This window comes from Gluconobacter oxydans DSM 3504, assembly GCF_000583855.1.
In the GTDB taxonomy this organism is placed as follows: Bacteria; Pseudomonadota; Alphaproteobacteria; order Acetobacterales; family Acetobacteraceae; genus Gluconobacter; species Gluconobacter oxydans.
The window spans coordinates 845,700-858,872 of record NZ_CP004373.1 but is presented as its reverse complement, the minus strand read 5'-3'; the positions used below and the strand labels follow the sequence as shown (position 1 = coordinate 858,872).

Annotated in this window: 10 protein-coding genes; 3 read left to right on the top strand and 7 right to left on the bottom strand. The window is 61.8% G+C overall.

Annotated elements, in window-relative coordinates; genetic code table 11:
* Nucleotides 1–175: 175 nt before the first annotated feature.
* On the top strand, nt 176–1,096 hold the full coding sequence (gene panS / locus GLS_RS03845) for a ketopantoate/pantoate/pantothenate transporter PanS (protein WP_041111290.1): 921 nt from the start codon (nt 176–178) through the stop codon (nt 1,094–1,096).
* Here the strand turns inward: panS and GLS_RS03840 are convergent.
* Nucleotides 1,068–2,390: an ATP-dependent DNA helicase gene (locus GLS_RS03840; protein WP_041111289.1), complete on the bottom strand. Its 1,323-nt coding sequence runs from the start codon at nt 2,388–2,390 to the stop codon at nt 1,068–1,070. The two genes, panS and GLS_RS03840, sit on opposite strands and share 29 nt — an antisense overlap.
* Before the next feature lie 97 nt (nt 2,391–2,487).
* Here GLS_RS03840 and tmpT point away from each other — a divergent pair, with 97 nt between their 5' ends.
* Nucleotides 2,488–3,150, top strand: a complete 663-nt coding sequence (tmpT, locus tag GLS_RS03835; protein WP_041111286.1) for a thiopurine S-methyltransferase — start codon at nt 2,488–2,490, stop codon at nt 3,148–3,150.
* Nucleotides 3,151–3,153: 3 nt separating this feature from the next.
* On the opposite strand, the gene hpnR is transcribed toward tmpT, so the two are convergent.
* The 4 genes from hpnR to GLS_RS03815 all read right to left on the bottom strand — a co-directional run bounded on the left by hpnR (nt 3,154) and on the right by GLS_RS03815 (nt 9,257).
* Nucleotides 3,154–4,707 carry a hopanoid C-3 methylase HpnR gene (gene hpnR / locus GLS_RS03830; protein ID WP_041111284.1) on the bottom strand — a complete coding sequence of 518 codons (1,554 nt, stop codon included), beginning with the start codon at nt 4,705–4,707 and terminating at the stop codon, nt 3,154–3,156.
* A gap of 365 nt (nt 4,708–5,072) precedes the next feature.
* Nucleotides 5,073–7,757 carry a TonB-dependent receptor plug domain-containing protein gene (locus GLS_RS03825; protein WP_041111282.1) on the bottom strand — a complete coding sequence of 895 codons (2,685 nt, stop codon included), beginning with the start codon at nt 7,755–7,757 and terminating at the stop codon, nt 5,073–5,075.
* A 99-nt stretch (nt 7,758–7,856) separates the two neighbouring features.
* Nucleotides 7,857–8,771: a FecR family protein gene (locus GLS_RS03820; RefSeq protein ID WP_052327452.1), complete on the bottom strand. Its 915-nt coding sequence runs from the start codon at nt 8,769–8,771 to the stop codon at nt 7,857–7,859.
* A gap of 12 nt (nt 8,772–8,783) precedes the next feature.
* A complete protein-coding gene (locus GLS_RS03815) occupies nt 8,784–9,257 on the bottom strand; it encodes an RNA polymerase sigma factor (RefSeq protein WP_052327451.1) in 474 nt (157 codons plus the stop codon).
* Between the two features lie 248 nt (nt 9,258–9,505).
* Between GLS_RS03815 and GLS_RS03810 the strand changes: the two genes are divergently transcribed.
* A complete protein-coding gene (locus tag GLS_RS03810; protein ID WP_319424404.1) occupies nt 9,506–11,095 on the top strand; it encodes an alkaline phosphatase D family protein in 1,590 nt (529 codons plus the stop codon).
* A gap of 18 nt (nt 11,096–11,113) precedes the next feature.
* Here the strand turns inward: GLS_RS03810 and GLS_RS03805 are convergent, their stop codons facing one another.
* Together GLS_RS03805 and feoB are read right to left on the bottom strand one after the other, a co-directional pair.
* A complete protein-coding gene (locus tag GLS_RS03805) occupies nt 11,114–11,305 on the bottom strand; it encodes a hypothetical protein (RefSeq protein ID WP_041111278.1) in 192 nt (63 codons plus the stop codon).
* Nucleotides 11,305–13,173 carry a ferrous iron transporter B gene (feoB, locus tag GLS_RS03800; RefSeq protein ID WP_041111276.1) on the bottom strand — a complete coding sequence of 623 codons (1,869 nt, stop codon included), beginning with the start codon at nt 13,171–13,173 and terminating at the stop codon, nt 11,305–11,307. Before feoB ends, GLS_RS03805 begins: the two co-directional genes overlap by 1 nt.

The following is a 13,173-nucleotide window of genomic DNA, read 5'->3' as shown; positions in this document are numbered from 1 at the left end:
ACAGGACGACCTTACCTCCGCGTTAATGGCATTTTTCGGGCTGCCTCTGTTCTGCGCTCTCCATTGGAAGGGATGACGGGCCGGCTGTTGCCCGGCATAAGGGCATTTCTGTCATCTTCACCAAGATGAGTCGAATGTCTCCTGAAAAATACCTTTTCCCCCCGGTTCCGCCCCGATGATGACGCGCCTCTTTCCCCTCTGGGCCATTCTGGTGTCCGGTTTCGCCCTGCTGGTGTCCGGACCGTTCCTGACGCTGGTCCCTGTCATCACGCCGCTTCTGGCCTTCGTCATGTTTACGATGGGTGTCTCCCTGACGCCCGCCGATTTCGGCCGCATCCTGCGTCGTCCCGCGCCGGTTCTGGCGGGCGTGGGGCTGCATTATCTCGTCATGCCGCTCGCCGCCTGGGGGATTGCGCATCTGCTGTCGATGCCGCCCGCGCTGGCCACGGGCATGGTGCTGGTCGGCTGCGTGTCGAGCGGCACGGCCTCGAATGTCATGATCTATCTGTCGCGCGGAGACGTTGCGCTTTCCGTCAGCATCAGTGCCTTCTCCACCCTCGTCGGGATTGTCGCAACGCCGCTTCTGGTACGGTTCTATGTGTCTGCCGGTGTTGCCGTGGATAGCTGGGCGCTGTTTCGCAGTATCCTGACGATGGTGGCGCTTCCCGTGCTGGCCGGTGTGATGCTCAACACACTATGCCATCGCGCAGTGAAGCGCGTGGAACCCGTGCTTCCGCTGGTGGCCATGGTGTCGATCCTGCTCATTATCGGGGCCATCGTCGCCGGCGTGGGGCCGTCCCTGAAAGAGGCGGGCCCGATCATGCTGCTGGCCGTCATTCTGCATAACGGGATCGGGCTTCTGGGTGGTTACTGGGGCGGGCGGCTGCTCGGTTTTGATGAAAGCATCTGCCGCACGCTGGCGCTGGAAGTCGGCATGCAGAACTCGGGCCTCGCCGCCACGCTGGGGCGTCTCTATTTCTCGCCGCTGGCAGCGCTGCCGGGAGCGGTTTTCTCCATCTGGCACAATGTTTCTGGGTCCATTCTGGCGTCGCTCTGGGCGGCGCGGCCTATCGCGCGGAAAGACCCGTCGTGTTGACGAGAAACACCATGTCAGTGGCGCGCGTCACCGCCACATAGCAGAGTTGCTGCGTCTCCAGCGGGTTCTGGCGGGCGCGGCGGCCGATATCGCCGAGATCCACGAACACGTTTTTAAACGTGCTGCCCTGTGCCGTATGGACCGTCATGGCATAGATCGCCTGAAGCTGGAGCAGGGCATTGTGAAACGCGAAACGATGGCTCCAGCGCCGGTGCTGCTGTTTCGCTTCCTGCACCAGACGCCGGTCTACAGCCTCCAGCTCCTTCTTGTTCTGCACGATATGGCCGGTGATTTCCTCGCCCGCCATCGTCAGCAGCGTGACTTCCCATGAGGCCAGATCGGCGACCCAGGCCGGGACGTCCTTGCAGAGTTCGAACTTGTACGAAAGCCGTCCGGGTTTGATGTCCATGACGAGGACTTCCTCGTTCGTGGCAATCGCCTGACGCGGGCCACCTTCTTCCTGCTGGACGGAAAACGGCGCGCGTGACACGACCCGCTCGCCGGGCATGAAAGGCGTTGGCGTTTCGCCGCCATAGCGCCAGAGCCGGACCATCCGGTTGATCTGATGGACGCGCGCATTCGTCCAGCACAGATAGCGGCACCAGTCGTTGTCTTCAGCGAAGGCATCGGACAGGAATGCCTTGCGAACCCAGCTTTCCACATCTTTCGGCAGAAACAGCCCTGTCTGCTCCTGACGCGCATCGCGGACCCAGCTCCAGTCGGCTTCACCGCCCTGGCTCTGGCGGATGATGGTCGCGGCTTCGAGGATCGGATTACCCGCTGCCTGCCGCACGACGGTTTCCAGATGGGAGCGCGAGGGTACGGAAAAGGACGGGGATGCAGCCTCTCCCACGGGCGGAAGCTGGGCCGGATCGCCCACGAACAGCACGAAACAGTAGCGCAGCAGATCGCGGATCCAGTTCATCAGCTCGGCGGAGAGCATCGAGCATTCATCGACGATCACAATGCCATCGGCAATCGTCTGCGGCCGCTTGGAGCGCACGAGGGTCGTGGTCGTGCCCTGCGAGGACGGCTGAAGGCTCAACAGGCTCTGGATGGTCCGGCAGTCGACGTCCCGGTCGACCTTCGAGCGCAGGACGGCGGTGGCCTTGTGGGTGGGCGCCGTGATGACCACCACCTTCTTTTCGGCCATGAAATGCCGGGCGACGGCCTGCATCAGCGTTGTCTTGCCGCTGCCCGCATATCCCGTCAGAAGATGCGTCGGCCGTCCTGCGGCATGTGCGGCAATGATTTCATCAAGCGCCTGCCGCTGGGAGGGGGTGAGCATGACCATGAGCGGCTTTTCTCATATTTTCCCGACACATGCCATTGCCTCGCCCGCAGAACCCGGCACAGTCTCAGCCGGGAAAAGCAGGAAGAAAGCCGGACTTATGGACGCAAAATCGAATGCCGTTTTTTGGCAGGAAAAATGGGAACGCGGTGAGACGGGCTTTCATGAAACGCAGGCCAATCCGCTCCTGACCCGTCATATCGCGGCTCTGGATCTTCCGGCGGAAGCGCGGATTTTCGTCCCTCTGTGCGGCATGAGTCAGGATATGGTCTGGCTCGCGGGGCAGGGCTTTTACGTAACCGGATGTGAGCTGAGCGATATCGCCGTGCGCCGGTTCTTCAGCGATCTCGGCCTCACGCCCGACATTGTGGATGCCGGACCGTTGCGCTGTTTTTCCGCCGGGACCATCCGTATTTTCGCAGGCAATATTTTCGATCTGACGCCGGATCTGCTCGGTGCGATGGACGGCATCTATGACCGTGCCGCGCTGATCGCCCTGCCGGAAGATCTGCGCCGGGCTTATGCCGCTCATCTCCTGTCCCTGACCGGTCCGGTGCCCGAACTTCTCGTAACGCTGGATTACGATCAGTCCTGCCTGAAAGGACCGCCTTTCTCCGTCGACGAGGCGTTCCTGCGTGAATGCTACGGTCAGGCTTATGCTTTCACGCTTCTGGAAAGCCAGGTGGTCGAAGGCGGGCTGAAAGGCCGATGCCCGGCGTCCGAAAACGTCTGGCGCCTCAGCCTACTCCCGCCTTCGTCCTGACCCTTACTCCGCGGCAGCAGCTTCCGCGCCCATACGGGTCTTGTCCACAAAGCCCTCGGTCGCATCGTCGAGCGCGCGCGTCCGGCGGCCACCCGGCCCATGGACGTAAAGCGCCTTGCGGTCGATCTTGTCCACGACATCCGGCTGAACCGGCATTTCGTAGCGCGGCTTGCGCATGTGGTCGGAGAGCTGGAGCTTCGGATTGAAGACCGAATTGAACTTCCACAGCATCTTCACGAAGTTCGTCTGCCCGTGCAGCAGAAGACGCGTCGCAATGCCGACCGTGCCCTTAAGTGCTTCCCAGCCCATGTGCTTGGTGTTCAGCACCTGCTGCGTCTTGACCAGTTCCTTGTAGAACTCGGGCAGGGGCAGGGTGGTCGGCAGGACGGCGTGCTGGATGTCGAACAGGCGATAATCGCGCGTCGTCAGACGCCTGGCCTCGCGGTGCCAGATCTCGGTACCGGGATAGGGCGTCGTGACGGAGATGTTCACAATGTCCGGGATTTCGAGGCACCACTGGCGCACGGCTTCAAAGCGCTCGCGCGTCCAGGATGGATCAGCGATGATGTTGATCGCAACCGTCAGACCGAGCGAGCGGGCATATTCCAGCGCTTCGAAATTGGCATCCAGCGAGACGCGCTTGCGGAACTGCTTGAGCCCTTCCTCATCCACGGCTTCAAGCCCGATGAAGATGTAGGTCAGGCCGATCTCGCTCCAGGTCTTGAAGACTTCCTTGTTGCGCAGAAGCACGTCCGCGCGGGTTTCAAGATAGTATTCCTTCTTGATGCCGCGCTTCTTGATCTCGTCGGCGATGGCCATGCCATGTTCCTGATGGACGAAGGCCACGTCATCGACGATGAAGATGCCGGGTTCCTTCAGGGCCTCAAGCTCGTCGGCAATGACCTGCGGGCTGACGGTCCGGTAGGAGCGGCCATAGAACGTCCAGGCACTGCAGAATGTGCAGTCCCAGGGGCAGCCACGGGCAAATTCAATGGAAGCCGCCGGGTCCAGCGTGCCGATGAAATACTTGTTGCGGTGATGTAGCAGGTCACGCGCGGGGCGCACGGTATCGAGGCTTTTTACAAAGATCGGCGGCGGACCTTCGCCATCCACCGTGATGGCACCGGGAACCTTCAGCAGGTCCGTCTTCTTTTCGATGGCTTCCAGCAGCAGGCCGACCGTCGCATCGCCTTCACCCTTCAGGATGCAGTCGATGGCGCCTTCGGAAAGCTGGAGTACGTCAGGTGCAATGAAGGAAACCGAGTGACCGCCCACGAAGATGAACTTCCCGGGCATCCGCTGTTTCGTTTCCTTGCACAGGTCAAGGATCTCGGGAATGTTCGCCAGATAGCTTCCGGAAAAACAGATTGCATCCGGTTTGAAGTCAGCGAGACGCTTCCAGTAGTCTTCATGCGTCTCGACCTGGAGATCGATGATCTGAACGTCATGTCCTTCATTGCGCGCGGCACCCGCCACAAGTTCAAGACCAAGTGGCTCAAGCCTCAGGAACACACGTGTGTACATCAGGGCACTTGGGTGAACGGCCAGAAGTTTCATGAAGTCATCCCATTCTCTTGTGGCGTGTCGCGTCACAACTTCGACACAGGGAGACATAGGCGCTCGGTTTGCTGCAATCAAATGACACACTTCCGTGATGACATCCTGTTGCGCTGATATGGGGCGGAGAATGCACGCTTCTTCAAAAGGGCGAGATGTCCGCAGGCCCCGGCAAACCTGCATTCTTCAGACCGCCCTCGGGTTCAGGGGGCAGCGGGAAAATTTCTGGCTTCACGACTGCGTGATCTGAGGTGTTCAGCAGGGGTGGACGGCGGGACTCTTGCCAGCATGAAAAAGCCTCTCCCCCCACAGCGGGAGGCTGCGCGGGAAGAGGCTCTGGGCTTGATACGGGTAAAGTGTCGGGTTCAGAAGGCGGCCGAGACTGTCCCGAAGAACATGCGCGGTGCCGTCGGATAGCCGGTATAGGTGCTGCCATCGCCCGCGGAGATCGAGGACCAGGAGCGGGAGTTCGTGAGATTGCTGGCGTTGAACTGGAGCTTGAGGCTGTTCATGTGCGGGATCTGGTGGAACGTGTAGCTGGAACTGAAAGCGAGCAGAACACGCGGCGGCACCATGACGCTGTTGGTGATCGTGCCCGGACGCACACCCATATAGCTGCCGCTGAACTGGGCATTGAAGCCGCCCTGGTTGTAGTTGACGGCGAACTTGTCGGACCAGGCCGGAATGGCCGGAACCTTCTTGCCCTGCGTGGCATACAGCGTCGCGCCGTCCATGAAGTCGTTGCCGTAGATGCTGCTGACATAGGACACGGCGTCATAGATCGAGAAATGCGGGCCAAAGCGCAGCGTGAAGGACAGGTCCATGCCGTTCGTCGAGACGCTGCCGAGGTTCGCCACCGTATTGCCGACGCCCGAAATGCCCTGACCCGGCGGGGAGATGGTGCCGAGACGGTTGTAGAAATCGACGTGATAATATTCGAGCTGCCCGCTGATCCCGGTCAGGATGCGCGTATTGATCGGATGGCTGGTGCGGATGCCGGTTTCATACGTCCATGAAGACTCAGGCTTGCCGCTGCGTTTGAACTTCTCGAAATCCGCCTGACTGGAAACGGCCCAGGGAGAAGTCGAGCCGTATCCGGTGGACGCAAAGGAGTCCATGTTCTCCTGGATATTGGCAAAAAGCTGCTCGTGCTGCGTGAAGTTCCACAGCGCGCCGAAGGCCGGCAGGAACGGATTGTAGGACGGGATCGTGCCGCCTGCGATGGTCTGGGTGCTGGTATCGACGATCGTCTTCGCGCCCTTCACCGACGAGGCCAGGGACTGCGGCAGGGCAGCAATCGGCAGCGTGCCATTCGTATAGACCAGTTCGGACTTGAAACCTGCCGTCAGGGTCAGGCGCGGCGTCACCTTCCAGCTGTCCTGCAGATGGGTGACGAACGTGTTGGTGTAGAAATTGTTCTGCCACTGCGTGAAGAGCGGGTTGGTGGGGCGCTCGTAGGGCGTCAGGGTATTTGTGGCGGTCAGCGGATACCAGCGCCGGGCCTGCATGTTGTTGTTGCGCTCATACCAGCCACCCAGTTCGATGTTGTGATGGCCGAGATGGTAATGCAGCGTGCTGGTCAGGCCACCGCGATAGTCGTTGTATTCCGTGGTGCGGACAGCGAAACCCGTGCCGCCCGTTGCGTTCCAGACCTTCGGATCGATCCCCGCGACGCTATAGGTGAACTGTCCGTTCTTGATGTATTTCGTGCCGGTCGGATCGAGATACGTGCCCAGAATGGTCAGGATCGCATTCGTGCGGATGGACGTCGCCACCACGCCCGCGCCGTCGTCGTAATGGAAGTATAGCTGGTTGTCCCAGGTCAGGTTCGGGCTGAACCGGTGGGAAATCTTCAGATAGGTCAGGTAATCGGTCCGCTGCGCGGCGGAGAAATAATACTTGTTGTTCGGCGTTGCCGGACCGGCCTTCGTGGAGCTTTCAGCCGGGTATCCTGCCATGGCGGCGTTCAGGTCCGGATAGAAGGCGCCGCGGGCATAGAGATCCGTCGGCGCCGTCAGACCCTGAGTGTTCGGTTCCGCCTTGTTCTGCCAGTCGAAATAGGCGGTGATGGTGGTGTCCTCGCCCTTATGGACGAATTTCCCGTTCACCTGATAACCGCCCTGACGGTTGGCGTTCCCGAGGTTCCACGGACGCGCATCCTGACGGGCGAAGGCCATATAGGCCGAATTGCCGTTGCCGAAATTGCCCGTATCAACGCGCGCGAATGTTCTGAATGTGGAATAGCTACCGAAGGTCTGGTTGATCGTAGCGCCGGCCTTCTGCTTCGGATCACGCGTGGTGAACTCGATCGTACCGCCCAGATTGCTGGTCGAGGCCGTGCCCAGCGCACCGGCGCCTGACGACAGGGACGTCGATCCGATATCCTCACTGATGGCCGCGCGCTGCGGAGACAGGCCGTTATAGTTGCCGTAAGCCCCGGCGCCGAGCGGCACGCCGTCCATCGTGTAGCCAAGCTGGTTCTGGTTGAAGCCGTGGACGTAAATGCTGGAGTTCTGCTCGTTATTGCCCCAGGGATCGACGTTGGTGAACGTCACGCCTGGCAGCAGGTCCAGCGCCTGCATGGGGCTCTGACCCGGCATGAGTGTCTGCATTTCGTCACCGCTGACACTCATGACCGAACGTGTGCGGTGGCCGGTTGCGACGATCTGCTCGATCTCATGCGCCTGCGTCTCACGCAGGCGCTGCGGCTTTGGGCGGGGGGACGTGCCCTTGCGGATAATGACGCCGCCATCCGGCATGGCCTCGGCCTTCAGTCCGCTGCCGCGCAGCAGGCGCTTGACGGCCTCATCCGGCGACAGGGTGCCATCCACAGCCGGGGCACGGAGATTGGCCACCGCATCGGACGTGAAGATGATGTTGCGACCCGTCTGCTGCCCCAGTGTCACGAGGGCCTGCCCCATGGGCTGCGGTGCGATATGCACGCTGGATGCGGGGGCAGCGAAGGCGCTGGAGAGCGTCTGCGTCAGAATGGTCGCGCCTGCCGACAGAAGCAGAACGGTGCGGCGGGGGTAACGGGTGGGCGGGGTCATGGGGCTCGTTTCCTGTCGTCGGGCCTGAATGCGGTCTCGACAGGAAGACAGATGAAAAACCGGAACCCTCAGCGTGGTGTGACGGTTTTCATCGAAACGTCACAAAGCAACGATTTCGTAAGCGTTATGGGCGGGCCGGATGCGCAGTGGCAGCAGACGGGGAAGCATCTGCAAAAACGCATCGCCCTGCCGCACATGATAAACGCCGCTCAGCCGCTGCGAGGCCAGACGCGGCGCGGACAGGACGATCTGGCGCGAGGCATAGCGGTTGATTTCCTGGATCACGTCCGCCAGCGGCTGATTCCGGAACACCAGCTCTCCCCCCTGCCAGGACAGAAGCGTTTCCAGATCGGGATAATCGATGTTCCATCCACCATTGCGGTACATCCGCAGGCGCTGCCCGGGCATGACCCAGCGTCCCGCCGCCCGCAGGGCCGCGGCACTCAGAAACACCTTGCCCCGGACGGCCGTGACTTCCGTATCGCCACTGTTGATCCGGATATCGGCGGCCGTCTGCCCGTGAAGCTGCACGGTCATGCCATCGGCGGACAGATGGAACGCGTCCGGTCCCGACGTCGAGAGCATGACCTGCCCGTGACACAGCCGCGCCTGCTGTCCGCTGCGCCCCACCACAAGGCGCGTCTGGGTATCGAGGCGGCAATGGGTATGGGGCGTGATGCGGATATCGCGGATGCTGCCGGTTCCCGTTTCCTCGATCCGGCTGGCATGCGCGCCTTCCCAGGAAGGCACTGCCAGAAAAACCGTCGCGACCAACCCCGCCAGCGCATGGCGCCGGCTGAACGCACGACGGCGTACTGTCTGGTGCGGTACCGTAACGGAGGGTGCTGCGACGCCACCTGCCAGTTCCCACAGTTCGGTCAGATGTTCGAAGACCGGACCGTTCCGGGGATCGCTCGCCAGCCAGTCCCGGAACCTGTCATGATCGAGTTCCGTGCAGTCCTCGGCATGCAGGCGCGCAATCCATTCTGCCGCACGGGTTTTGGTGACATCCATCAGATCGGTATTTCAATGATCCATCCATGTTGAAAGGAAGACCAGCGCCTTTGCGATATGTTTTTCAACACTGCTTTCACTGATTGCCAGTGATTTCGCAATATGGCTGTACTTCATTTTTTCAACACGGTTCATCAGAAAGATCTGACGGGTCCTGTCCGGAAGCTGTTCGCAGCCCGCACGGAAATGCGCCAGTTTCTGACCCGATTCATAGATCTCTTCCTGCGACGGCGCAGGATCCGGGGTCTCGAGGAGCGTCTCGAACCCCTCCGCCGCCTGCACGTATCCCTGCTGTTCGCGACGGATCGCATTGAGTGAGGAATTGATGGCGCTGCGGGTGATATAGGCTTCCTGATGCTGCACGCTGCCTTCGGGCCGCTCGAAATAATTCACGAGCGCATTCTGAAGGTGATCATCCGCATCCTCCCGGCGGGTCCGGGAACGCACCCTGCGATAAAGACGCAACCATTCCTGCTGACAGCGCATCCATGTTCCCGTTGCTGGATGTTTTCGAATCACCGTCGCGCCGGGGCGTTGCCCGGGCGATGGCGGACAAGCGTTTAGGGAATTCGCACGCTCTCATTCGTGACAGTTTCATGAAATGCCGCTTCGGGGTGTGGGCAAAACCTTCTGTCATGTGTCCACACAATGGAGGGTGTGTGTCCCAAGACCTCTGAGAGCCCGGTTCCGCTGCGGACCGGGCTCTGTTGGAAAGAAGTGCTGCCATGGTGTTCATGAAACGTAGAAGCCTGCTGACCGGCCTTGGCGCGGGTCTCCTCCTGTCCACGCGCGTCCGCGCCCTGCGGGCCGCTGTCCCGCGCGATCTGGAAAAGAACCCGAGCTTCAAGACGTCTCCGTTTCAGCTCGGCGTGGCGTCCGGCGATCCTGCGGCTGACGGGCTGGTGCTCTGGACGCGACTGGCGCCGAACCCGCTGGAAGAGGCAGGGGGCATGGAAGTGCTCAAGCCGGTTCTGGTGGATTGGGAGGTCAGCGAGGACGAGAGTTTCTCGAAACCCGTGCAGAGCGGACAGACGCTGGCGCATCCCGAACTGGGGCACTCGGTTCATGTCGAGGTGGCAGGGCTGAAGCCGGACCGTCCGTACTGGTACCGCTTCCATATTGCGGGCTACGAAAGCCCCACTGGCCGGGGCCGCACGCTGCCGCTGCCGGGTGCACCGCTGTCGCGCGTCCGTTTTGCCGCCGCGGGCTGTCAGCATTACGAATATGGCTACTACACCGCTTGGCGCGCCATCGCGAACGAGCCGATCGACTTCGTGTTCCACTATGGCGACTATATTTACGAAGGCCCGGACAGCGGCGATCATCTGCGCGAGATCGACGGTCACAAGGCCCATGTCCTGCGCCGCCATGTCGGGCCGGAATGTTATTCGCTGGACGAATATCGCCGCCGTTATGCCCAGTACAAAATGGACCCGGATCTTCAGGCGGCCCATGCGGCGACGTCCTGGATCGTCAGCTTTGACGACCACGAGATCGACAACAACTGGGCCGGGGATACCGATCAGGACGGCACGCCGCCGGAGATTTTCCGTCTGCGCCGGGCTTCGGGCCTACAGGCCTATTACGAGAACATGCCGCTGCGGGCGACATCCATTCCCGATGGCGGCCACATGCAGCTCTATCGCAGCTTCCGCTTCGGCGACCTGATGAACATGTTCGTGCTGGATACGCGCCAGTATCGCAGCGATCAGGCTTACGGCGACACAAATGCGGCGCAGGGCAAAGACGTCTGGTCGCCCGAGCGCACCATGATGGGCGCGCAGCAGGAGCAGTGGCTGTTCGATGGTCTGGGTCGGTCGGATGCGAAATGGAACCTGCTGGCGCATCAGGTCATGCTCATGGATCTGGTGCATCGCAAATCCGCCCATTCCGAGCTGACCTACAGCATGGATCAGTGGTCGGGCTATCTCTACAGCCGCAAGCGCCTGCTGGATTTTATCGACACGCATTGCCCCGGCAACGTGGTCAACGTGACCGGAGACGCGCATCGGCATTTCGCCGGGGATCTGCTGGTCGAACCGGGTCGGGGCAAGCCGGTCTCGGTAGAGTTTCTGGCGACGTCTATTTCATCCGGCGCGGACGGGCTGGGTGACGACGATCATTTCAGCCGGATCGCCCGCAGCCTGAATCCGCATCTGAAGGCCACGACCGACAGGCGCGGTTATGTTCTGTGTGATGTCGGGCCGGAAGTGTGGCATGCCGATCTGAAGATCATCGACCGCGTCATGGTGCGGGACGGTGCGCTGTCCACCTATGCCAGCTTCGCCGTCGAGCGCGGCAATCCGGGCCTTCAGAAGGCCTGATCCCGCCGGGCGGCTGTCTTAGTGGCAGCCGCCCTTGCCCGACCGGTCACAGCCCGAGCAGCCGCCGCAGCCCTTGCCGATGGTGGGTTGCGGCGTGGGGGCGAAGCCTACGGCCGTGCGCAGGCGGCCCCACCCCTGGGGGAAGAGCCGCGCATACCAGTAAATGGCGGCGGCGCAGACAATCAGCAGGGCAACAGCAACTTCGATCATCAGGGAACTCCCGTAATGGCGCGGGTGATGTGATAGGTCAGGAACGCCGCCAGATAGGCCAGTCCAAACAGATACGCCGCAGCCCATAGAACGGTTTTGATGGAGCCGGTTTCCCGCCGCATGACAGCCAGCGTGGAAATGCATTGTGGCGCATAAACATACCAGGCCAGCAGCGAAAACGCGGTGGCCATGCTCCACTGCGTCGAGAGCAGCGGCAGGAGCTTGTCGGCCGCGCCATCATCCGTGGCCCCGATGGCATAGACCGTCGCCAGTGAACTGACCGCCACTTCACGCGCCGCAAGCCCCGGGATCAGCGAGACGCAGATCTGCCAGTTGAAGCCGATGGGCGCGAACACCCATTGCATCAGATGGCCGATGCGTCCGGCCAGACTGTAGTCAATGGCGGCTCCCGGAGCACCAGCGGGCGGCAACGGAAAGCTTGATAACGCCCAGAGCAGCACGTTCAGCGAGACGATAATCGTCCCCACGCGGGAGAGGAACATCACCGCGCGTTGCCACAGGCCGAGTGCCAGGCTCTTGAGGTTCGGGCGGCGATAGGGCGGTAGTTCGAGCAGCAGCGGATGCTCTTCGGACTTCACGCCCCGTGTCATGACACGGGCCGCGATGACGCCGCTGACGATGGCCACGGCATAGAGCCCGAACAGTACCAGCCCCTGAAGCCCGAAAATCCCCAGGATGGTCCGATGCGGCACGAACGCGCCGATCAGCAGCGTATAGACCGGCAGCCGGGCGGAGCACGTCATGAGCGGCGCGATCAGGATCGTGACGAGCCGGTCGCGCGGGTTCTGGATGGTCCGGGCCGCCATAATGCCCGGAATGGCGCAGGCAAAGCTCGACAGCAGCGGAATGAAGGACCGGCCGCTCAGCCCGGCCAGCGCCATCAGTCGGTCCAGCAGGAAGGCGGCGCGTGGCAGATAGCCGGATTCCTCAAGGGCGAGAATCCACAGGAACAGGATGAGGATCTGCGGCAGGAACACGATGACCGTGCCCGCACCGGCAATCACGCCATCGGCCAGCAGGCTGTGCAGGATGCCATCCGGCAGGGGCTTGAGAACGATCTGCCCGAAGGTCGAAATCCCGCTGTCCAGCCCGTCCATGAGCGGCTGTGCCCAGGCGAAAACCGTCTGGAACATGACGAACAGCACGACCAGAAGAATGACCGGACCCCAGACCGGATGCAGGAACAGCCGGTCCAGCCGGTCGGTCAGGTGGTCCGTTCCCGCGGAAGGATCGACGACATAGGTCGCCAGAAGCCGCCGCACTTCCATGTGGGGATCAATCCCTGGCGGGAGCGGGGCCGGTGGCGCGGGAAGGGGCAGATCGAGGGCCTGAAGAAGCGGTACGACGCCCGCGCGGTTAAGGCTGATGACGGGGACGATGGGCATACCCAGATCGGCCTGCAATCCGGCGACGTCGATCTGGAGTCCGTTGCGCCGGGCTTCGTCCATCATGTTCAGCGCGACGATGACGGGCAGGCCGAGTTGCTTCAGTTCCAGCAGAAAGCGCAGATGCAGGCGCAGATTGGTCGCCGAAATGACGGCCACCAGCATTTCGGGCTGTGGTTCGGAGCGGTGGCGGCCCAGACAGACATCGCGCGTGACGTCCTCGTCAGGGCTGGTCGAATCAAGGCTGTAAGCGCCCGGCAGATCCAGCACGCGGATCGCGCGGCCGTTGGGCGTCGTGAAGAACCCTTCCTTGCGCTCGACCGTCACGCCCGCATAGTTGGCAACCTTCTGCCGGCTTCCCGTCAGCTGGTTGAACAGGGACGTCTTGCCGCAGTTCGGATTTCCGACGAGGGCGATATGCAGGCTGGGGGCGGGCGTCTGCGTCGAGGCTGTCGAACTCAT